General features: G+C 46.3%; 20 protein-coding genes. 8 read left to right on the top strand and 12 right to left on the bottom strand.

All coding sequences use genetic code 11. From position 1 onward, the window contains the following. From C2757_RS00540 to C2757_RS00495, 10 genes are all read right to left on the bottom strand, one after another. Complete coding sequence (locus tag C2757_RS00540; RefSeq protein WP_215374751.1) at positions 1-258, bottom strand: lipid asymmetry maintenance protein MlaB; 258 nt, start codon at positions 256-258, stop codon at positions 1-3. Between the two features lie 23 nt (positions 259-281). Then, a complete protein-coding gene (locus C2757_RS00535; RefSeq protein WP_215376707.1) occupies positions 282-926 on the bottom strand; it encodes a phospholipid-binding protein MlaC in 645 nt (214 codons plus the stop codon). 63 nt (positions 927-989) lie between these two features. After that, a complete protein-coding gene (locus C2757_RS00530) occupies positions 990-1,751 on the bottom strand; it encodes a VacJ family lipoprotein (RefSeq protein ID WP_215374748.1) in 762 nt (253 codons plus the stop codon). Further along, positions 1,748-2,230, bottom strand: a complete 483-nt coding sequence (mlaD, locus tag C2757_RS00525) for an outer membrane lipid asymmetry maintenance protein MlaD (RefSeq protein WP_215374746.1) — start codon at positions 2,228-2,230, stop codon at positions 1,748-1,750. The genes C2757_RS00530 and mlaD overlap by 4 nt, the downstream gene beginning before the upstream one ends. A 21-nt stretch (positions 2,231-2,251) precedes the next feature. Then, entirely contained in the window at positions 2,252-3,040 is a 789-nt protein-coding gene (gene mlaE / locus C2757_RS00520; RefSeq protein ID WP_215374743.1) for a lipid asymmetry maintenance ABC transporter permease subunit MlaE, read from the bottom strand. Further along, a complete protein-coding gene (locus C2757_RS00515; RefSeq protein ID WP_215374740.1) occupies positions 3,040-3,891 on the bottom strand; it encodes an ABC transporter ATP-binding protein in 852 nt (283 codons plus the stop codon). The genes mlaE and C2757_RS00515 overlap by 1 nt, the downstream gene beginning before the upstream one ends. Positions 3,892-3,901: 10 nt before the next feature. Continuing rightward, on the bottom strand, positions 3,902-5,365 hold the full coding sequence (locus C2757_RS00510) for a glutamate synthase subunit beta (protein WP_215374737.1): 1,464 nt from the start codon (positions 5,363-5,365) through the stop codon (positions 3,902-3,904). Positions 5,366-5,403: 38 nt separating this feature from the next. Beyond that, positions 5,404-10,149 carry a glutamate synthase-related protein gene (locus C2757_RS00505; RefSeq protein WP_215374734.1) on the bottom strand — a complete coding sequence of 1,582 codons (4,746 nt, stop codon included), beginning with the start codon at positions 10,147-10,149 and terminating at the stop codon, positions 5,404-5,406. Positions 10,150-10,333: 184 nt separating this feature from the next. Next, positions 10,334-11,038: a transposase gene (locus tag C2757_RS00500; protein ID WP_215374730.1), complete on the bottom strand. Its 705-nt coding sequence runs from the start codon at positions 11,036-11,038 to the stop codon at positions 10,334-10,336. 12 nt (positions 11,039-11,050) lie between these two features. Further along, positions 11,051-13,384 carry a penicillin-binding protein 1A gene (locus C2757_RS00495; RefSeq protein WP_215374727.1) on the bottom strand — a complete coding sequence of 778 codons (2,334 nt, stop codon included), beginning with the start codon at positions 13,382-13,384 and terminating at the stop codon, positions 11,051-11,053. Between the two features lie 139 nt (positions 13,385-13,523). Between C2757_RS00495 and C2757_RS00490 the strand changes: the two genes are divergently transcribed. Genes C2757_RS00490 through aroB form a run of 4 tightly spaced genes read left to right on the top strand, consistent with a single transcriptional unit; the run spans position 13,524 to position 16,966 of the window. After that, complete coding sequence (locus C2757_RS00490; RefSeq protein WP_215374724.1) at positions 13,524-14,228, top strand: hypothetical protein; 705 nt, start codon at positions 13,524-13,526, stop codon at positions 14,226-14,228. Positions 14,229-14,232: 4 nt separating this feature from the next. Further along, the gene (locus tag C2757_RS00485; protein WP_215374721.1) at positions 14,233-15,330 is read left to right on the top strand and encodes a type II and III secretion system protein; all 1,098 of its coding nucleotides are present in this window, start codon (positions 14,233-14,235) and stop codon (positions 15,328-15,330) included. A gap of 12 nt (positions 15,331-15,342) precedes the next feature. Continuing rightward, positions 15,343-15,867: a shikimate kinase gene (locus C2757_RS00480; RefSeq protein ID WP_215374718.1), complete on the top strand. Its 525-nt coding sequence runs from the start codon at positions 15,343-15,345 to the stop codon at positions 15,865-15,867. A 16-nt stretch (positions 15,868-15,883) separates the two neighbouring features. Further along, positions 15,884-16,966, top strand: coding sequence for a 3-dehydroquinate synthase (gene aroB, locus C2757_RS00475; RefSeq protein ID WP_215376705.1), 1,083 nt, complete (start codon positions 15,884-15,886; stop codon positions 16,964-16,966). Here aroB and cyaY read toward each other — a convergent pair. Continuing rightward, positions 16,963-17,340 (bottom strand): iron donor protein CyaY, encoded by a 378-nt coding sequence (gene cyaY, locus C2757_RS00470; RefSeq protein WP_215374715.1) that lies wholly within the window; start codon positions 17,338-17,340, stop codon positions 16,963-16,965. The genes aroB and cyaY overlap by 4 nt on opposite strands. 47 nt (positions 17,341-17,387) lie before the next feature. Here cyaY and C2757_RS09065 point away from each other — a divergent pair, with 47 nt between their 5' ends. Together C2757_RS09065 and lysA are read left to right on the top strand one after the other, a co-directional pair. Continuing rightward, the gene (locus C2757_RS09065; RefSeq protein WP_371817020.1) at positions 17,388-17,582 is read left to right on the top strand and encodes a lipoprotein; all 195 of its coding nucleotides are present in this window, start codon (positions 17,388-17,390) and stop codon (positions 17,580-17,582) included. Continuing rightward, positions 17,579-18,877: a diaminopimelate decarboxylase gene (gene lysA, locus C2757_RS00465; RefSeq protein WP_215374712.1), complete on the top strand. Its 1,299-nt coding sequence runs from the start codon at positions 17,579-17,581 to the stop codon at positions 18,875-18,877. The genes C2757_RS09065 and lysA overlap by 4 nt, the downstream gene beginning before the upstream one ends. A gap of 70 nt (positions 18,878-18,947) precedes the next feature. Here the strand turns inward: lysA and C2757_RS00460 are convergent, their stop codons facing one another. Further along, entirely contained in the window at positions 18,948-19,667 is a 720-nt protein-coding gene (locus C2757_RS00460) for a cytochrome c (protein ID WP_215374710.1), read from the bottom strand. Positions 19,668-19,782: 115 nt separating this feature from the next. Here C2757_RS00460 and yihA point away from each other — a divergent pair, with 115 nt between their 5' ends. Together yihA and hemB are read left to right on the top strand one after the other, a co-directional pair. After that, positions 19,783-20,448 carry a ribosome biogenesis GTP-binding protein YihA/YsxC gene (yihA, locus tag C2757_RS00455; RefSeq protein ID WP_215374707.1) on the top strand — a complete coding sequence of 222 codons (666 nt, stop codon included), beginning with the start codon at positions 19,783-19,785 and terminating at the stop codon, positions 20,446-20,448. Further along, positions 20,426-21,451 (top strand): porphobilinogen synthase, encoded by a 1,026-nt coding sequence (hemB, locus tag C2757_RS00450; protein ID WP_215374704.1) that lies wholly within the window; start codon positions 20,426-20,428, stop codon positions 21,449-21,451. The genes yihA and hemB overlap by 23 nt, the downstream gene beginning before the upstream one ends. Position 21,452 lies beyond the last annotated feature (1 nt).

Below are 21,452 nucleotides of genomic sequence, written 5' to 3'. Positions count from 1 at the left end.
TTACAAACCTAGCAATGCAGAAACACCATACAGGCCAGCAAGTACTTTCAATTTCTCGGGTGCATGCTCTACTACAAGAGAATGGCCATCGCTTTGAAGCTTTTTTTGCCAAGCCAATAAAACCGTCAGCACCGTAGAATCAAAATCCTTCAATGCTGAACAGTCAACCATTTGTAGGCTTGCTAGATTTAACAAGCCCCCTTTCTCAAGCTGCAATGCATTTTCTTGCGTTACTGTTTTTGGCAAAAAGAATGGCATTGCTAGATATTGAAAGTGATCAATTAAGAATTCGTAGGCTTAGCGCTAGCTAGCTGCTTATTGCGGTCTTGCAAGAATTTCACTAGACCATCAATACCGTTTTGACTAATTTGGTTGGTGAACTGGTTGCGGTAAGCCTCTACCAACCAAACACCCATGATGTTCATGTCGTAGACTTTCCAGCCTTTGTCAGTTTTCTCAAGACGGTAATCTAATGGGACTGGATCTCCGCGCCCAAGTACAACCGTTTTTACAACTACCTCTTTATCGTCAGGTGCAGCACGAAGTGGTTTGAATTGCACTGTCTGATCGCGCAGCTGACTTAACGCGCCTGAGTAAGTGCGAATCAAGAGGTTTTTAAATTCTGAAACCAACTGGTTTTGTTGCTCAGGAGTTGCCTTCTTCCAATTTGGACCCATGGCCATTTCGGTAGTACGACGCATATCGGTATAGGGAACAATTTTCTTGTCGACTAACTCAACAATTTTAGGAATATTGCCCTTTTGAATATCTGGGTCTGCTTTGACTGAGGCCATCACGTCGGTGACGACCATTTTGATCAAGGCATCTGGAGTGGTTGTTTGATCTGGAGTTTGAGCAAAGACTGCACTAGAGATGGACAGCAAGCCACATACTAAAAATCTGAAAATGCTTTGGTAACTTTTCATATCCACTATCTCGCTATCTTTATCTAGACTGGGACTCATTTTAGCCCCTTCTCGTTATATCAATTATTCGTAGGGGTTTTCATATACCGGCATTGGAGGCTCTTCATCATCGCGCCCCTCATTGATTTGATACTCGCGCCGCTGAATATAGGCATCCCGCATGAAGCTGTATTTATCAATCGCAGCACCATCCAACAAATCACCCGCTTCGTAATAGGTATTACGAGCATTTACTACGCGCAGCCCAGTAATGCTATTTCGAAGTGCCACATTGGGCATGATGCTAAATAGGTAATCGGACTCTAGATCTGCCACTGTACCGAAAGTATCGCGCACGTTACTTGGCCCAAAGAATGGCAAGACAACATATGGACCTGCAGGAACACCCCAGACGCCTAAAGTTTGGCCCCAATCCTCTTTATGCTTTTCAAGACCACCGGGAGTAGCCATATCAATCAAACCGCCTAAACCAAAAGTAGTGTTTACTACGACACGCATCAAATCACTGAAAGCGTAATCAGGCTTGCCTTGTAAGAGATTAAATAGTGCCGTATAGATATCGTTGTAATTACTAAAGAAGTTATAGATACCTTCACGCACAAACTCAGGCAACACAAATCGATACCCAGCAACTACCGGCTTCAGAAGATAAGCATCCAAACCTTCGTTGAACTCGAAGACAGAGCGATTAAAGGGCTCCCAGGGATCGTGTGGCGAGGGCTCTACGCCAGCAGGAATCGAGGCACAGCCTACTAGAACAGCAGCAAAACCCAGGAGCACTATGTGCTTAAGCTTATGCTGCAGACCTAGTACCCACAAACTCATTTTGCTGCACCCTTGTCTTGACCGCTATCTGCTGCCTTGTTGTAGAGAAACTGGCTAATCAAGTTTTCCAAAACAATGGCTGATTGAGTCTGAGCAATCTTTTCGCCATTCACCAACATATCATCCGAGCCACCCGCCTCAAGACCAATATATTGTTCGCCCAGCAGACCGGATGTCAAAATCTTGGCGGATGAATCTTTGGGAAATTTATAGGCGTCTTCAATGGTCATCACTACTGTTGCTTGATAGGTCTTATCGTCAAAAGAGATGCTGGCAATTCGACCGACCACTACTCCAGCACTTTTGACTGGTGCGCGTGGCTTCAAACCACCAATATTGTCAAAGCGTGCAGAAATTTTGTATGTCGGTGCAAATGACACCGCATTCATATTGCCCACTTTCAATGCAAGAAATAACGCGGCCAACAATCCAATGGCAACAAAAATTCCTACCCAAATATCAATTGCACTTTTTCTCATAAGGGCCCCAGTTTATTCTTTCTAATTTGAAAACATCATTGCGGTTAGCAAGAAATCCAACGCTAAAACCGATAAAGAAGAAATCACCACCGTACGGGTGGTCGCTTGTGAAACGCCCTCAGGCGTCGGTTTAGCCTCATAGCCTTGATAGAGAGCAATAAATGTCACTGCCACACCAAAAACCATGCTTTTAATTAAGCCGTTGCCGATATCAGAAAAGAGGTCTACTCCTCCCTGCATCTGAGACCAGAACGCCCCAGAATCGACCCCAATCAGTGGAACTCCGACAAAATAGCCGCCCATGACACCCACTGCCGTAAAGATCGTTGCCAAAATCGGCATTGAAATAATGCCCGCCCATAATCGAGGAGCAATCACACGACCTAGTGGATCCACAGCCATCATTTCCATTGCGCTCAATTGTTCGCCAGCCTTCATCAACCCGATTTCTGCAGTTAAGGAAGTGCCTGCGCGCCCAGCAAACAATAAAGCAGTAATGACAGGCCCTAACTCGCGAGTTAAAGAAAGCGCTACCAATAAACCTAATGCCTGCTCAGAGCCATAACGGTTCAAGGTGTAATAGCCCTGCAATCCTAAGACAAAGCCGACAAACAAGCCCGATACCGCAATGATCACAAAAGAGTGATTTCCAACAAACAGAATTTGATCCACCACTAAACGCGGTCGTTTTAATAAAAATCCTGAACGCCAAATCACTGCTACGAACATGCGGGCAGCAAGCCCAAGACTCGCTAAATTACTGCGAATGAAAAATCCAAGGTCGCCAAAAAAATTGAGAAGTGCATTCATCAAACACTTACTCCAAAATCTTCTGCCAAGCTTTGTCCTGGATAGTGAAATGGCACTGGTCCATCAGGTGCTGCATCTAAAAACTGTCTGACAAACGGATCTGTTGAACGACTTAATTCCTCTGGCGTGCCTTGCGCACCAATACTGCCATTAGCAATAAAGTACACGTAGTCTGCAATCTCAAAGGTCTCCTCAACATCGTGCGTCACTAACAGACTGGTGGCGCCAAGTGCATTATTCAAATCCCGTATCAACCGAGCTGTAATACCCAAGGAGATAGGGTCCAAGCCAGCAAACGGCTCGTCGTACATGATGAGTGGAGGATCTAAAGCAATGGCTCTTGCTAAGGCAACTCGTCGCGCCATTCCCCCAGAAATCTGTGAAGGCATTAAATCACGAGCACCACGCAAGCCAACGGCATTTAATTTCATCAACACCAGTGAGCGCAATAGTTCTTCACTTAAGTCAGTGTGCTCGCGCAAAGGAAAAGCGACATTCTCAAAGACACTCAAATCCGTAAACAATGCGCCAAACTGAAATAACATTCCCATACGGCGACGTGATGCCATCAACTGATCAGTGGTCATCTTGCCAATGTCTTGACCTTCAAATAACACTTCGCCAGATTGGGCAATATTTTGACCGCCAATTAAACGCAGAATGGTTGTCTTGCCACACCCAGAGCCACCCATCACGGCAACTACTTGACCACGCCGAAACTCCATATTGAGCCCCGACAGAATCTGTCGCTCCCCTGCAGCATAAGAAAAGTTAACGTCTTTAATGGAGACGACTACCTCTCCTGCTGTTTGCGTACTTGCATCCAAAGAGTGTGAGTGGGCAATGTTCATATCCCCGATATTATCGGGGTAAAACAGATGACCCCATCAAATACTCGTCTACTGCCTGGGCGCATTGACGCCCTTCACGAATTGCCCAAACCACCAAAGACTGTCCACGACGCATATCACCAGCCGCAAATACCTTTGGAACGTTTGTTTGATAAGCATTTTGGCCATCTACAGTGGCTTTGGCATTGCCACGAGCATCTTTCTCTACACCAAAAGCATTGAGAACTTGTTGCACTGGAGAGACAAATCCCATCGCTAAAAGCACTAAATCTGCCTTGATCTCAAATTCAGAATTGGGAACTTCAGCCATCTTGCCGTCTTTCCACTCCAAACGCACGCCAATGAGTTTTTCTACTTTGCCGTTTTTACCTTCAAAGCGTTTTGTGCCGACAGACCAATCGCGATCACAGCCTTCTTCGTGAGAAGAAGAGGTGCGTAGCTTGGTTGGCCAATATGGCCACACCAAAGGCTTATTCTCCACTTCTGGAGGTTGTGGAAGTAACTCAAACTGAGTAATTTTTGTAGCGCCATGACGATTTGAGGTGCCCACACAATCAGAACCCGTATCGCCACCACCAATAACAACAACATGCTTATCAGTAGCGCGGATTTCATTTTTGAAATCACCAGCATTCTCTTTGTTTTGTGGAATCAAAAACTCTAATGCATAGTGCACTCCGGAGAGTTCGCGGCCTGGTACTGGGAGATCGCGTGGTTGTTCAGCGCCACCACTGATCACTACTGCATCAAAATCTTTCATCAACTGCTCAGGGGACACAGTCTTATTAGAGTAATTTTTTACTTCAGCACCAATCGCTTCTTTACCAACAAAAACACCGGTTTCGAATTTCACGCCCTCAGCTTGCATTTGCTCTACGCGACGATCAATCAACCACTTTTCCATCTTGAAATCAGGAATGCCGTAGCGCAGTAAGCCGCCAACACGGTCGTTCTTTTCAAAGACGGTGACATCGTGACCAACGCGAGCCAGCTGTTGTGCAGCTGCCATACCTGCAGGGCCGCCACCGACAATTGCGACTTTTTTTCCGGTCTTCGTTTTAGGTGGCTGTGGTTTAACCCAACCGCTCTCCCAGCCTTTATCAATAATCGCGTGCTCAATGGATTTAATACCAACAGCGTCATTATTAATGCCTAAGGTACAAGCAGCTTCGCAAGGTGCTGGACAAATACGGCCAGTAAATTCAGGGAAGTTATTGGTCGATTGCAAAACGTCTAAAGCATTTTTCCAATCGTTATGAAACACCAAATCATTGAAGTCGGGAATGATGTTATTCACTGGGCAACCGTTATTGCAAAACGGAATACCGCAATCCATACAGCGAGCGCCTTGAATCTTAGCTTCTTCGTCAGTTAGGGCTGCAACAAACTCTTTGTAGTGGTGGAGACGTTTCACGGGCGCTTCGTATGTTTCGTCGACGCGCTCAAATTCCATAAATCCAGTGACCTTACCCATATCTAATCCTTAGTATCTTTTCTTAATGTCAGCATCAGTTAAGCAGCAACAGTTTTGTTTTGCGCTTTATCCCACAACTCACCTAAAGCACGCTTGTACTCCGTTGGAAGAACCTTCACAAAACGACCGCGTGCATTTTCCCAATCGGCCAAGAGGGCTTTTGCCCGCTCTGAGCCGGTATAGCGGAAATGACGTTCAATCAAGCTCTTCAGAATTTGCTCATCGGTTAAACGTTCGCCGCCATCCTTAACATCGACTGGAGCATGCCATTCAGACTTTGGCATCTTGGCGATTTGCTCAGCTGAAGGCAGAACCTTTTCCAAAGTTGCCATGCTGGTGTTGCAACGCTTACTAAACATGCCGTCTTCGTCATAGACATAAGCAATACCACCACTCATACCGGCAGCAAAGTTACGGCCAGTGGTTCCCAATACAACTACGGTGCCACCAGTCATGTATTCGCAACCGTGATCGCCAGCACCCTCAACAACGGTAGTTGCCCCGGAGTTGCGAACTGCAAAACGCTCACCAGCAACGCCATTAAAGAATGCTTCACCGGCAATTGCACCATAGAGGACAGTATTACCCACAATGATGTTCTGTGAAGTATCACCACGGAACTCATGCGGAGCACGAACGATCACCCGACCACCAGATAAGCCCTTACCAACATAGTCATTACCATCGCCTACTAAATCTAAGGTAATGCCCCGAGCTAAGAAAGCTGCAAAGCTTTGGCCGGCAGTGCCATTGAGCTGTATATGAATGGTGTCATCAGGCAAGCCTGCATGGCCATAACGCTGCGCCAACTCACCAGAGAGCATCGCGCCCACAGTGCGGTTGACGTTTTTCACTGGAACAATGAAAGACACTTTCTCGCCACGCTCCAGTGCAGGCTCACTCTTTTCAATCAAAATATTATCGAGCGCATTTCCCAAACCGTGATCCTGTGTCAGAACCTGATAGCGTGGAACTTCAGCAGCTACTTGAGGTTCAGCAAAAATCTTGCTGAAATCCAAACCGTGAACCTTCCAGTTCTCAATGCCTTTACGGGTATCTAACAAATCAACGCGGCCAATCAAATCATCAAACTTACGGATGCCCAATTGCGCCATGATCTCGCGCGCCTCTTCAGCAATAAAGAAGAAGAAGTTCACAACATGTTCTGGCTTACCAGAGAACTTTTTACGTAGCTCTGGATCTTGAGTGGCCACACCAACAGGACAAGTATTCAAATGACACTTACGCATCATGATGCAACCCTCGACCACCAATGGAGCGGTCGCAAAACCAAACTCATCAGCGCCCAACAAGGCACCAATCACCACATCGCGACCCGTCTTCATTTGACCGTCAGCCTGAACACGAATACGGCTACGCAGGCCGTTGAGTACTAAGGTTTGCTGTGTTTCAGCAAGACCGAGTTCCCAAGGAGAGCCGGCATGTTTAATCGATGAAAGTGGGGATGCGCCCGTACCGCCATCATGGCCAGCGATCACTACGTGATCTGCTTTCGCTTTGGCAACACCAGCGGCAACTGTACCAACACCAACCTCAGAGACCAGCTTCACAGAAACGTCGGCTTTTGGATTGACGTTTTTCAAATCATGAATCAACTGAGCGATATCTTCAATCGAGTAAATGTCATGGTGCGGAGGAGGCGAAATCAAACCTACGCCCGGGACTGAGAAACGCAACTTACCGATGTAGTCAGAAACTTTGCCTCCAGGCAATTGACCACCTTCGCCAGGCTTAGCGCCCTGAGCCATCTTGATCTGAATTTGATCGGCAGAACGCAAATATTCAGTCGTAACGCCGAAACGTCCTGAGGCAACTTGTTTAATTTTGGAACGCAATGAGTCACCATCCAACAAAGGAATATTGGCTTCAACCACATCACTTCCCAAGACGCTTGCGAGGGTTTCGCCCTTCTTAATTGGAATGCCTTTAAGCTCATTCACATAACGGTTAGGATCTTCGCCGCCCTCACCGGTATTGGACTTGCCACCGATACGGTTCATGGCAATCGCCAGAGTAGCGTGCGCTTCAGTAGAGATAGAACCCAAGGACATCGCACCCGTTGCGAAACGTTTGACGATTTCTTTAGCGGACTCTACTTCATCCAATGGAATTGCTTTTGCTGGATCAATCTTGAACTCGAATAAGCCACGCAATGTCATTTGACGCTTAGTTTGATCATTGATGATATTGGCGTACTCTTTGTAAGTCTGATAGCCCTTGTCGGCACCAATGCGTGTGGAATGTTGCAACTTCGCAATTGTGTCTGGAGTCCACATATGGTTTTCACCACGAATACGGAAAGCATATTCACCGCCAGCATCGAGCATATTGGTCAACACTGGATCATTACCAAAGGCAGAAGTGTGCATACGCAAGGCTTCTTCAGCAACTTCAAATACACCAATACCACCCACGTTAGATGGCGTACCTTTGAAGTACTGATCAATGATGTCGTGGTTCAAACCAATGGCTTCAAAAATCTGTGAGCCGGTATAAGACATGTAAGTAGAGATGCCCATCTTAGACATCACTTTTTGCAAGCCCTTGCCAACCGCTTTGATGAAATTCTTAACAGCTTTTTCACCAGATAAATCGCCCGACAAGCCTTTAGCCATCTCGGTCAAAGTTTCCATGGCAAGGTATGGATGAACGGCTTCTGCACCATAGCCAGCCAAGAGTGCGAAGTGATGTGTTTCACGCGCACTACCGGTTTCCACAACGAGGCCAACGCTAGTACGCAGACCTTTTTGTACTAAATGCTGATGGATTGCTGAAGTTGCCAATAGCGCAGGAATCGCCACATGCTTCTCATCTACCTGACGATCACTCACGATCAGAATGTTGTAACCAGAGCGAACCGCATCTGCTGCTTCAGCACACAGTGATGCTAAACGCGCTTCAATACCAGCCTTACCCCAAACTGCTGGATAACAAATATCCAATTCATATGAGCGGAACTTGCCATTGGTGTAGTGACCAATATGACGAATCTTCGTCATATCATCAAAATCTAAAATGGGCTGACTCACTTCCAAACGCATTGGCGGGTTGATGTTGTTGGTATCTAATAAATTGGGTTTTGGCCCAATAAATGACACCAAAGACATCACCATATTTTCACGGATTGGATCAATCGGGGGATTGGTAACCTGTGCAAACAATTGTTTGAAGTAGTTATACAAAGGCTTGTTCTTATTGGACAGAACTGCCAATGGGCTGTCATTGCCCATGGAGCCAATCGCCTCTTCACCGTTCATCGCCATTGGGGCCATCAGGTACTTAATGTCTTCCTGGGTGTATCCAAATGCTTGTTGGCGATCTAACAATTTAGCTGCTGGGCGAATCGTATTTTTTTCATCTACTAAGTCAGCCTTGCTAGCATCAACTTCGTCTAACTTGACGCGTACAGCATCGATCCAGCTCTTATAAGGCTTGGCTTTAGAAACAGCATTTTTGAGTTCAACGTCATCAATAATGCGGCCTTGCTCCATGTCGATCATGAACATCTTGCCGGGTTGCAAGCGCCATTTTTGAACAATCTTGCTCTCTGGAATAGGCAATACACCCGCTTCAGATGCCATGATGACCAAGTCATCATCCGTCACGTAATAACGTGCAGGGCGCAAACCATTGCGATCCAAAGTTGCCCCAATTTGACGACCATCTGTAAATGCCATGGCAGCAGGACCATCCCATGGCTCCATCATGGCTGCATGGTATTCATAGAAAGCACGGCGGTTGTCATCCATCAATGCATGCTGTTCCCATGCCTCAGGAATCATCATCATCATTGCTTGGGCCAATGGATAACCGGACATTACCAATAACTCTAAACAGTTATCAAAACAGGCAGTATCTGATTGACCTGGATAAATTAAAGGCCAAAGTTTCTTTAAATCATCGCCAAGAACTGGTGAACTAATGGCGCCTTCTCGTGCGTTTACCCAGTTGACGTTACCTTTAACCGTATTGATCTCACCGTTGTGCGCAATCATGCGATATGGGTGCGCCAATTCCCATGCAGGGAATGTGTTGGTAGAGAAGCGTTGATGCACTAAGGCGAGCGCTGATACAGTCCGCTTGTCTTGCAAATCTTGGTAATAGGCACCTACTTGATTCGCTAACAGCAAACCCTTATAAACAATGGTTCGCGCAGACATAGACGCGACGAAATATTCTTTGCCATGCTTCAAATGTAAATCTTGGATCGCATGACTTGCTGTTTTACGAATGACATACAACTTGCGCTCAAGCGCATCAGTTGTCATGATGTCGCGACCGCGGCCAATAAAAATTTGGCGAATAAATGGCTCAGTCATTTGTACTGTTGGTGACATCGGCAATTTCACATCTACCGGAACATCTCTCCACCCGAGCACTACTTGACCTTCCAAACGCACAGTGCGCTCTAACTCTTGTTCACATGCCAAACGGGATGCGTGCTCTTTAGGTAAGAAAATCATGCCGACACCGTACTCACCTAAAGGTGGCAATGTCACACTTTGTTTGGCCATTTCCTCTCGATACAAAGTGTCAGGTATCTGAATCAATATTCCTGCACCATCACCCATCAAAGGATCGGCGCCAACCGCGCCGCGATGGTCGAGGTTTTCCAGGATCTTCAAACCTTGAGCAACTATCTCGTGGGATTTCTTACCCTTAATATGTGCAACGAATCCTACGCCGCATGCATCATGTTCATTGCTAGGGTCATAAAGACCTTGAGCGATTGGGCGAAGATCGGTATTCAATTGTGTAGTCATAGTATTTCCGAGTGGCGACAAAGGCCTGAGTACTTTTGGAGGATCAAATATAGGTGAATACCCATGTCGATGCAATAGAAATAAAATGAGTCTGTCCCATTTATTTTGCCACCGCACCAAAATGAATTATCGAAAAAGGGACAGAGTCATGTAACACTCACGGTCTCTGACTCGAACTATCTCTCTAAGTTGCTGAATTTAAAGAGCTTATCTTTCTAGGGCGCCCACGATGTCGGATCTGAGCTATCTGCGGATTATCTTTAAAGAGTCTTTTGGCGTAAATATCGCTCACCCAAGGCTTGGAGCGCAGTAGGGATTCAGTGATTTGACGATCTTCCCAGTGGGGAGCGCCCTCCTTTACAAAATGCGCCCACGCCATTTGCCTCTCAAAGGGTGTATTACCTAATTTCCAAAAATGCTGGTGATCTACCAACCAGGGCTCAGAATTTCCCCCGATATGGCTTACAAAACTGGTCCATGTCGAATCTTGAGGGCTAGATTCATAGCCTGCCCTGACAGGATTGAGCTCTATATAACGCATGCAGCGCAAAAAATAATCTGGATCGATCAGAGAGGAGCGGTAGCGTCCTTCCCAAATAGTTCCCGAACGTTGATGCTGCTGATTGAAGTATTGAGCATAGCGTCGACCTAGAGACTGCATAGTTTTGGCAAGCGAGTCTTCGTTTTGCGGTGTCAACAAGAGATGAACATGATTGGGCATTAATGCAAATGCATGTACTGCACAGCCAAACTGTCTGGCTGCTTCTCGCAACCATTCGAGATAGGTACGTCGATCTTCTGGAGTAAAGAAAAGGGTTTCCCGATTATTGCCACGGACCATCACATGCATGACTTGACCAGGGATAACAGTGCGTGCTTGCCTAGCCATGTTGGCAACGAACTACTGTAGGTCGCGTGTACCGCCGCGAGCAAACTCTGGAATAAACCAATCGCCGTCAACCTGCGTGACACCCTCTGGCACCGCACGAGTTTCTTGTGGAATCTCTTTCAAAGCAACAGACATATAAGAAATCCACATTGGCAGAGCTAGGCCACCGCCTGTTTCACGATCACCTAGGCTTGCTGGTTTATCAAAACCAATCCATGCAATAGCGACCACTTTAGGGTTATAGCCCGCAAACCACGCGTCGTGTGATTCATTAGTCGTACCAGTTTTACCCGCAATATCAGCACGCCCAAGCTTTGCACGAGCAGATGCGGCGGTACCAGTCTTAGTAACTTCTTGCAGCATGCTGTCCATCACAAAGGCTGTGCGGGCATCTAACACTCGCGGTGCGCCATCACCCACAGTGGCTGGCTTGGCTTCAAAAATCACAACGCCTTTTGAATCGATCATCTTGTTAATCAAGAAAGGATCGACGCGGTAGCCACCATTAGCAAACACGCTGTAGGCTGAGGCCATTTGCAATGGAGTAACTGAACCTGCACCAAGCGCCATTGTTAAATACGGCGGATGTTTCTCTGGCTCAAAACCAAAACGTTGAATGTATTCCTGTGCGTATGAAGGGCCAATTGCTCGAATGATGCGAACTGAAACCAAGTTCTTTGATTTTGCTAAAGCATTCCGTAAACGCATCATGCCATCGTATTTACCATCGTAGTTCTTTGGTTCCCAGGCTTGGCTACCCGTCTCCATACTGCCAATCGATAGAGGAGCATCGTTCACCATAGTGCTCGGTGTGAAGCCTTTTTCAATAGCGGCAGCATAAATAAATGGCTTGAAGGATGAGCCTGGTTGACGCAGGGCTTGAGTGACGTGATTAAATTGATTGCGACGGAAGTCAAAGCCACCAACCAAGGACAGGATCGCTCCAGTATCTGCATTCATAGAAACAAATGCGGCCTCCACCTGAGGTAACTGGGCTAACTTCCAAACCCCACCATCCAATAAGAGCCTGACAACCGCACCTGGACGCAACCTTTTCTTAGGTTGAGTGCTATCGGTTAATGATGCAGCTGCCAATTTCATGCCTTCACCTTTGAGGGTGATCGTATCGCCCGTGGCAATCATCACCTGCATTTCTTTTGGCTTTACATCTAAGACAACGCCAGACTGCAAATCATCTAATTGCGGATAAGCCAGTAAAGCTTCATCAATGGCGCGCTGACGTTTTACTGGATCCTCAGGAAGCTCAATAAATCCCTCTGGTCCACGGTAAGCATGTCGTAAGTCATACTCAAAAATTCCTCGGCGCACTGCTTTGTAGGCTGCATCTTGGTCAGCCTTCAGTATGGTTGTATAAACATCAATACCTTGGGAATAAATAGCTTCACCATATTGCGCAAACAATAACTGACGCACCATTTCTGCAGGGAAGTCAGCGCGCACAGCAAACTCATTTCCCAGGCCACGAATATGCAATTCTTCAGTCATAGCCTTTTGATACTCGTCAGGAGAGATATATCCAAGATCGCGCATACGCTGCAAAATATATTCTTGACGAATTTTGGCCCGTCGGAAATTGCTAACGGGGTTGTAGGCAGACGGTGCTTTTGGCAAGCCTGCCAACATTGCGGACTCTGCAATCGTGATGTCTTTTAACTCTTTGCCAAAATAGATTTGGGCTGCGCTTGAGAATCCATAAGCCCGCTGACCCAAAAAGATCTGATTCATATAGATTTCTAGAATCTTGTCTTTCGTTAGCTGCGACTCAATTTCCCAAGCCAATAAGACTTCATAGATTTTTCGACTAAAGGTTTTCTCGTTACTTAAAAAAAAGTTTCGAGCCACCTGCATCGTGATCGTTGAGGCGCCCTGCGATAAGTGCCCGCGCAAATTGGTAACCGTGGCCCTCAAAATTCCAACGTAATCAACTCCGCCATGAGAATAGAAACGATCATCCTCAATTGCTAATACAGCATTGCGCATACTCAAGGGTATCTCTGCAAGCGGAATGACTCTGCGACGCTCTTCGCCAAACTCACCAATGAGCACCTTATCTGCCGTATAAATACGCAGAGGAGTTTTAGGGTTGTAATCTGTTAAAGCAGAAATTTTTGGCAAATTAGGCTTCGCCACTAAGAATGCATAGCCCACCAATACCATCACCATCACGGCAATCACTACGCCAATAATTAAAACTGCTTTGATCAGCGGACTACTGGAAGATTTACGTGGCGTACCTGGATCAAAGCGAGGCTGACCTGGACGTCTATTGAACTGACGAATTGGCCGCTGATTTGGCGTTGGCTTGTCATTTGGAGGTAAGGCCATATGTTCGAATTATAGGGTGCTTAAGCAATTTAACTAAATCCTCCAAAAACCCTGTAAGAGTCAATTTCTGCCGCCTTTCTGACGCTCAATTCAAAGTATTCTGATTGCCCTACAAGTCTAGGTCCAGAAAAATGGTGGCATGCCATCTCGCCACATATCTCCGCAATCCTTTGATGAAATTTTGAGTGAGCTTGGGGATGATCCAGCAATTCCTGATCCTCATGGGATCCGTAAAACACCCGCGCCCAAAACCGCCCATCAACAGCCTAAAAATCCATCCAAAGTGCGTCAGCCCCTCGATGCTTTGAGCGCTCTTACTGCTGGACCTCAAGTTCAAAAATTGGGACCGTTTATCGGGATTGGCCTTTGTTTGATTGGCCTTTCTCTCGCTCTATTTATTGCCTTTGAGTCCATCGAATCCCGCTCAGAGTCTCTCATTCAGGAATCGCAAAATCAAATTTCTGCGCTCCAAAAGGAATTAGGTCTATTGCGTACAGAATTACAAAATATCGAGGATAATCTATATGAGGAAATAGATTTATTAGAAGTAAGCATTCACTTTTTAAAAGAAAATAAGCCTCTTTTCAAAGGAAATCCCAAGCCTCAGCCCACCCCCCATGAGTCTGAACTCAAAAATTGGCGCTTTTTAGGCACGGCTCAAATTCGGGGGTCTCACCAAGCGTTTTTTCATACCGGCAAAAAGAATGGGGCGTTTCAAAAAGGCGCTCTTGTTTTAGGGGACTGGCGTTTAACGCAAATCGAAAAAGAGTTTGTCACCCTAACCCATCCCCTAGGAAAAACACTCGTTCTCAAATCCACTAATCCGAACTTATCTGGACCGTAACTGCATGCCTAAAGTTTTTAAAAGATTCGTTACGTGGCTCCTCCTATTTCTTACATTTTCAGTAAATCCGGTCGGCGCCAATACTTCTGGAAATTTCTCTCCCGAAGATCCTGTCAGCTTGCAATTTAACAATATTGAGCTTGTGGAACTGTTGCAAGCGCTTGCCAAATTAGGGGGCAGCAATTTTTTATTAAGTGAATCCATCAAGGGGCGCATTACGATTGACCTAATAAATACGCCATGGCAAACCGCTTTGCACTCCATTCTTGCTAGCAGAGGTCTGCGATTAGTCCGCAATGGAGATATCTATTGGATTGGTCCACATGCAGAAATTCAAGCATTTCAAAAACACCGGCGCGAGGATGCGGCGCTGCCTTTTGGTGGCGACCACATCAATAGCCCGCGGCAAATTTTGATTGAGGCACGTATTGTGGAGGCGGACAAACGCTTTGCCCGTGAACTTGGAGTCAAACTGGGTTATCAAGCAAACGCTCAAAATACCCCCAACCAAAAAGTTGTTGGCAATATGGATCTCGCTGGAGCAGGTTTAAACGGCTTTCATCCAGCTACCATCGCAGCCACCCTAGTTTCCCGAAATGGCAGTCGACTTCTGCAAATGGAGCTCTCAGCTCTTGAATCGGATGGGCAAGGAAAAATTCTCTCGAACCCACGCATCATGACTGGCGATCAGGTCAAGGCCACGATTGAACAAGGTACTGAACTGCCCTATCAAACTACCTCCCAAAATGGCAGCAAACTTCAATTTAGAAAAGCCAATTTGCGCCTTGAAGTTCTGCCCAAAATTCATCCAGATGGAAAAATCTCTATGCTAGTTGGCATCAATAAAGACACTATTGGCATGAAAACAGAGCAAGGGTACGCGATTGATACCAAAAGCCTGAGTTCTGAGGTCACCGTTGAAAATGGCGGGACAGCCATAATCGGCGGAATTTTTCAGACCACCGAACGGGAAGATGAAGTAAAAATCCCACTTCTGGGTGATATTCCTCTAATAGGGCATTTATTTCGCCATAAATCTAAATTACAAGATAAAACTGAGCTGCTGGTCTTCTTAACGCCTACCGTCCTCGATAAACCCTAATAAAATCAAAGGGTGAATTCTTCGAAAAACAATATTTTTCTGATCGGCCTGATGGGCGCCGGGAAGTCGACCGTAGGTAAAGTGTTGGCAAAGAAACTCGGGCGCCGATTTTTAGACGCCGATCATGTGATCGAAGAGCGTTGTGGTGTCAAAATTCCTGTCATTTTTGAAATGGAAGGTGAGGAGGGTTTTCGTAAACGAGAGGCTCAAGCCATTCGTGAGATTACCGCTGAACATGACATTGTTTTGGCTACTGGCGGTGGCGCTATTTTGCTTCCTGAAAATCGACAAGCACTTAAAGAGCGTGGCATCGTAATTTATTTGCATGCCAATCCGGCCGAACTGTGGCATCGCACTAAAGGCGGGGAAGGTCGCCCTCTTTTACGCAATGGTGATGCCAAAAAAATTCTTGAAAATTTATATGCGATACGCGACCCACTTTATCGTGAAATCGCCGATCATGTGATTGAAACTGGCAAACCTAGTGTCAATCAATTAGTCAACACCTTAATCATGCAACTCGAACTTTCCGCTTAAATATATTGGCACTATGATGAAAACACTAGAAGTTGATCTTGGCAACCGCAGCTACCCAATTTATATTGGCACTGATCTCATTGATCAAGCAAGTCTATTTGTTGCCTGCGAAAAAGCAACTTCAATCTACATCGTTACCAATACTACGGTTGCACCTCTTTATGCAGCTCGCCTCACCAAGACTTTAGAAACCTTTGGCAAGCCTGTGAGAACGATTACCCTGCCTGATGGAGAGTCTTATAAGGACTGGAAAAATCTTCAGCTCATTTTTGATGACCTCCTAAAATTTGGAGCAGATCGCCAAACCCTGTTAATTGCTTTAGGTGGCGGTGTTATCGGCGATATGACAGGGTTTGCGGCTGCTAGCTTCATGCGCGGCATTCGCTTCATTCAAGTTCCAACCACCCTGCTTTCTCAAGTAGATTCTTCGGTTGGAGGAAAAACTGGCATCAATCATCCTTTAGGTAAAAACATGATTGGCGCTTTTCATCAGCCTGTGGCCGTCATTGCCGATTTAAACACGCTCAAAACTTTGCCGCCTAGAGAGCTATCCGCCGGCCTTGCTGAAGTTGTAAAACATGGTGCGATTGCTGATGCCTCATTTTTAGATTGGATTGAAGCCAATGCAGCGGCCTTATTAGCATGTGACACAACTGCTTTAGGGCACGCCGTACTGCGATCTTGTGAAATTAAATCTGCAGTTGTATCTGCTGATGAGAGAGAGGGCGGCATTCGTGCCACCCTGAATTTTGGCCACACCTTTGGACATGCAATTGAAGCTGGTATGGGTTATGGCACTTGGCTCCATGGTGAGGCAGTTGGCTGCGGCATGGTGATGGGAGCTGATTTATCGCACCGACTAAATCAGATCAGCAAGGCTGAACTCGATCGGCTCACCAAGATTATTCAGTCCATGAACTTGCCTATTGTTCCACCTCAATTTGGCGCTGCTCGCTATATGGAGCTAATGCAAGTTGATAAAAAAACTGAGGGCGGACAAATTCGTTATGTACTTCTAGAAAAGATTGGCAAAGCCCAAATCAAAAGCGTACCCGATACAGTAGTTCTAGAAACCCTCGCCGCTACTGGAGCGGCTTAGATCAGCTGAATTTTGAGGGCTTGACCAGCCTGATCACTGGCAAATTCAGTCAAATCGCTTAACAGTTCTTTACCGGTTTTGGTATCGAGCCACAAAGGCTTAGCCATAGTACCCGCCCAACGATAGTGATATCCACCTGATTTGGCGGCCACCCAGATTTCATGAAGCGGTGGCTGGGTATTGACCACAATCACACTTTTATCCCGAAAACGAATGTTGATCACATTACCCCCTTGACGCTCAATATCGAGATCAAGATCCAATTGGTCATCAGCAGTCTCTAGAGCAAGTTCGATTGACTGCAATAAATTGCTGCCTAACTGGTGAAACTGCTTGTCATCAATGGCTTCAACACTCAAATTATTTAGATTCATATTGGAGTCCTGCATGCTATATTCAATCATTCGTTTTAGAGACATTCATGATAGCGATTCTCAATAGAGCCCTGTGCATTAGCCTCCTAATAGCCCTTTCTGGATGTGGGGTTAGGGGACCACTCTTTATGCCCAATGTGCCCCCTGTGCCGCCAGCCCCTACTGAGCCCGAACCTCAAGGTAAGCTCTATCCACCTCAAACTCCTGCTAGTACTAGCAATCCATCACCGGCAAAGCAATGACAAGCAAAGCAACTCCTCTTCCAAAACTATCAGGCTTTAGCGAGCAGGGTGGCAATTGGTTCGCTGAAGAAATTCCGCTCGCGGATCTCGCAAACGAATTTGGCACCCCACTGTATGTTTACAGTAAAAAGGCACTGACTGAGGCCTACCAAGCGTATGACAAAGCCTGTATTGATAGCAAAGGCAAACGTCGCGCTCGAGTTCATTACGCAATGAAAGCGAATAGCAATCTAGCAGTAATTGATTGCTTTAAAAAACTAGGGGCAGGTTTTGACCTAGTGAGCGGAGGTGAATTAGCGCGTGCACTAGCTATCGGTGCAGACCCCAAAAGCCTAGTGTTTGCTGGTGTCGGAAAATCCTCTGAAGAAATTGCCCAAGCCCTAAACGCTGGTGTCAAATGTATCAATGTGGAATCCATTGCAGAACTTCACAATATCAATCGGATCGCCGTCAAGCTTCACTGCCGCGCTCCAATTTCATTGCGCGTCAATCCAGATGTGGATGCACAAACGCACCCTTACATCTCTACAGGCCTCAAAGGAAATAAGTTTGGCATTGCGTATCACGAAGTATTAAAAACCTATCGCGAAGCATCCCAGCTTTCACAAATTGATGTTGTTGGTATTGATTGTCATATTGGCTCTCAAATCACAACAACTGCACCGTACTTAGATGCACTCGATAAAGTGTTAGATTTAGTTGAGCACCTTAAAAGGGAAGGCATCGTGATTCACCACTTGGACCTAGGTGGGGGCCTTGGAATTTCCTATGGTGATGAAACACCGCCTGATATTACTGAATTCACTAATACTCTTTTGAACCATGTAGCAGAGCGAGGTTTTGCGCACCTTGATGTTGTGCTTGAGCCAGGTAGATCCTTGGTGGGCAATGCAGGTGTGCTTCTCACCAAAGTGGAATACCTTAAACCAGGTGCCGAGAAGAATTTTTGCATCGTTGATGCAGCAATGACTGAACTCATGCGTCCAGCCTTATATGAAGCCCATCATGGGATTGTTCCGGTTCGGAGCAAAGATGCCAAGGCCTTAACTTACGACGTAGTCGGACCAGTCTGTGAATCAGGGGATTGGTTGGGAAGAGATCGAAAACTCGCTGTCGAAGAGGGAGATCTTTTAGCAATTCTGTCTGCAGGCGCATATGGCTTTGTGATGGCATCTAACTACAACACGCGCCCTAAACCCGCCGAGATTATGGTTGACGGAAAAAATGTTTACGTCATTCGAGCTCGTGAAAAAATAGCTGACTTGTTTGCAAGTGAGAATGTTTTGCCGGAGTAATTCAGAAAACTTGCAGATAAATAAAAACCCCGCTACTTGAGCGGGGTTTTTATTTAAAGTCGCTATCTGATTAATGCAAGCCAGCAATGTAATCTGCCACTGCCTTCATCTCTTGATCTGACAATTTCGTAGCGATGGTTGTCATCATTGGGCCATTCTTACGAGTGCCGTTGCTGAACGCCACCAACTGCGCGTAAGAGTAGTCTGCCCATTGGCCGCCTAAGAGTGGGTATTGAGCCGGAATTCCAGCGCCATTAGGGCTATGACAGCCTGCACAAGCTGGTACGCCTTTAGCTGCAATACCACCGCGATAAATGCTCTGGCCCAACTGAATGGTTTCTTTGTTTTGAGCAACGCCTTGGGAGACGGGCTGCTTACTCAAGAAGGCTGCAATATTCACCATATCTTGCTCTGTCAAAGTAGCTGCCATTCCCATCATGATTGGATTAGCACGAGAGCCCTCTTTAAAGTTTCTCAATTGCTTAGCCGTGTAAGCAGCATGTTGTGCTGATAATTTTGGCCATGTGCCAATTGCACTCTGGCCTTTAGGGCCGTGGCAAGTAATACAAGCAGTCACGCCGCGACTTGCGTCGCCATTAGAGTAAAGCGCCTCACCAGCAACAGCATCAGCCTTTGGCTTGCCAGGAACTTCAGCCTTGGCCGCAGGTGCCATCGGATCAGCATCAGCAGCAATTACTGCACCAGAAATACCGATCAGAGCGAAAATAGAGAGAACCGCAAAACCAGCACGCAAGCTAGTGAATTTGGAGATTTGGGAGGTTTGACGCATTATGTTTACCTTGGCAAAAATTCCTAAAAGTGTTTGGGCCCTGCATTTACAACCTTTTTACCCAACACCATGAGATATTTCATGATTTTGCGTGATTTTACAATAGCTTCTGGACATGTCTAAACTCTTTCAAGCCCGATTCGCAACCACAGTCAATGACACCCATTGTCTGCCAGCCACACCCCTGCGTGAAGTGGCCTTTGCTGGGCGCTCAAATGCCGGCAAATCTAGTGCAATAAACGTCCTTTGCAACCAAAAAAGACTCGCTTTTGCCAGCAAAACCCCTGGCCGCACCCAGCACATTAACTATTTCGGTCTTTTTGCCAAAGATGACCTTTTGGCCTATTTAGTGGACTTGCCAGGATATGGATACGCTGCCGTAAACCATGAGACCAAATATCACTGGAATAGCCTTCTGAGCGACTATCTTCAGGAGCGAGAGCAATTGGTTGGCATGGTCCTCATTGTGGATGCCAGACGTGGCATTACCGATCTAGATGAGCAAATGATCCAATGGTTTGTCCCAACCGGTAAACCCATCCATATTTTGCTCAGTAAATGCGACAAGCTCAATAAGAGCGAGTGCAAGCATGCCTTAGAGGCAGTTCGTAAACAGTTGCAACAATATGACCCAGCTTTACCAGATGGCACAGGGGAGTCTAAACAGCTGACAGCACAATTATTTTCCAGCACTAAACGCATTGGCCTAGAAGAGGCAGATAATTTAATTATTAAATGGCTATTTGAAGCAGAAACCCATGAAGAAGAAATCATCAACTAATACCTTGCTCAGCTTTCCAATACACCGCCCTCGCCGGATGCGTCGTGATGACTGGTCACGCCGTCTCATGCAAGAAAGCAGCCTTACGCCAAACGATTTGATTTATCCCGTCTTCTTGCTAGAGGGCAAAGGTCAATCTGAGGCAGTGGCTTCGATGCCTGGTGTGAAACGGATGTCTTTAGACCTACTTTTAGATGTTGCACAAGAATGTGTTGATTTAGGAATCCCAGTTCTTGCCCTCTTTCCAGTGATTGATGCCGCCTTAAAAACGCCGGATGGTAAAGAAGCCTTTAATTCTGATGGGCTCGTTCCAAATGCGGTGCGCACACTTAAAAAACATTTCCCAAACTTAGGAATCATGACCGATGTCGCACTCGACCCCTACACGAGCCATGGTCAAGATGGCGTGCTGGACAAAGATGGGCGCATCTTAAATGATGAAACCACTGCAATCCTGGTACAACAAGCATTGACTCAAGCAGAAGCAGGGGTAGATATCGTTGCACCCTCTGACATGATGGATGGTCGCATTGGAAAAATTCGCGAAGCGCTAGAGAAACAGAATCTCATTCATACGCGCATCATGGCCTATTCGGCAAAATATGCGTCTGCATTTTATGGTCCATTTCGGGATGCAGTAGGTTCAGCCAAAAATCTCGGCAAGGCGGACAAGAAAACCTATCAAATGGATTGCGCCAATGGCGACGAGGCTTTGCGGGAGGTTGCACTTGATATTAGTGAAGGTGCCGACATGGTAATGGTCAAGCCTGGTATGCCTTATTTAGATATCGTACGGCGCGTTAAGGATGTTTTTAATTACCCAACATACGCCTATCAAGTCAGCGGTGAATACGCCATGATTAAAGCGGCTGCACAGAATGGCTGGTTAGATCATGACGCAGTAATGATGGAATCGTTACTGGCATTTAAGCGGGCTGGGGCTGATGGCATTTTGACTTACTTTGCGCTTGAAGCAGCGCGTTTATTAAAAGCAACTAAGTAAA

Source organism: Polynucleobacter sp. MWH-Svant-W18, from assembly GCF_018687495.1.
GTDB lineage: Bacteria > Pseudomonadota > Gammaproteobacteria > Burkholderiales > Burkholderiaceae > Polynucleobacter.
This window is presented reverse-complemented; position numbering and strand designations above follow the sequence as displayed.

Coding starts and splice junctions, on each gene's coding strand:
- C2757_RS00540 (WP_215374751.1), bottom strand. CDS start 258: ATGCCATTCTTTTTGCCAAAAACAGTAACGCAAGAAAATGCATTGCAG.
- C2757_RS00535 (WP_215376707.1), bottom strand. CDS start 926: ATGAAAAGTTACCAAAGCATTTTCAGATTTTTAGTATGTGGCTTGCTG.
- C2757_RS00530 (WP_215374748.1), bottom strand. CDS start 1,751: ATGAGTTTGTGGGTACTAGGTCTGCAGCATAAGCTTAAGCACATAGTG.
- mlaD (WP_215374746.1), bottom strand. CDS start 2,230: ATGAGAAAAAGTGCAATTGATATTTGGGTAGGAATTTTTGTTGCCATT.
- mlaE (WP_215374743.1), bottom strand. CDS start 3,040: ATGAATGCACTTCTCAATTTTTTTGGCGACCTTGGATTTTTCATTCGC.
- C2757_RS00515 (WP_215374740.1), bottom strand. CDS start 3,891: ATGAACATTGCCCACTCACACTCTTTGGATGCAAGTACGCAAACAGCA.
- C2757_RS00510 (WP_215374737.1), bottom strand. CDS start 5,365: ATGGGTAAGGTCACTGGATTTATGGAATTTGAGCGCGTCGACGAAACA.
- C2757_RS00505 (WP_215374734.1), bottom strand. CDS start 10,149: ATGACTACACAATTGAATACCGATCTTCGCCCAATCGCTCAAGGTCTT.
- C2757_RS00500 (WP_215374730.1), bottom strand. CDS start 11,038: ATGGCTAGGCAAGCACGCACTGTTATCCCTGGTCAAGTCATGCATGTG.
- C2757_RS00495 (WP_215374727.1), bottom strand. CDS start 13,384: ATGGCCTTACCTCCAAATGACAAGCCAACGCCAAATCAGCGGCCAATT.
- C2757_RS00490 (WP_215374724.1), top strand. CDS start 13,524: ATGCCATCTCGCCACATATCTCCGCAATCCTTTGATGAAATTTTGAGT.
- C2757_RS00485 (WP_215374721.1), top strand. CDS start 14,233: ATGCCTAAAGTTTTTAAAAGATTCGTTACGTGGCTCCTCCTATTTCTT.
- aroB (WP_215376705.1), top strand. CDS start 15,884: ATGAAAACACTAGAAGTTGATCTTGGCAACCGCAGCTACCCAATTTAT.
- cyaY (WP_215374715.1), bottom strand. CDS start 17,340: ATGAATCTAAATAATTTGAGTGTTGAAGCCATTGATGACAAGCAGTTT.
- C2757_RS09065 (WP_371817020.1), top strand. CDS start 17,388: ATGATAGCGATTCTCAATAGAGCCCTGTGCATTAGCCTCCTAATAGCC.
- lysA (WP_215374712.1), top strand. CDS start 17,579: ATGACAAGCAAAGCAACTCCTCTTCCAAAACTATCAGGCTTTAGCGAG.
- C2757_RS00460 (WP_215374710.1), bottom strand. CDS start 19,667: ATGCGTCAAACCTCCCAAATCTCCAAATTCACTAGCTTGCGTGCTGGT.
- yihA (WP_215374707.1), top strand. CDS start 19,783: ATGTCTAAACTCTTTCAAGCCCGATTCGCAACCACAGTCAATGACACC.
- hemB (WP_215374704.1), top strand. CDS start 20,426: ATGAAGAAGAAATCATCAACTAATACCTTGCTCAGCTTTCCAATACAC.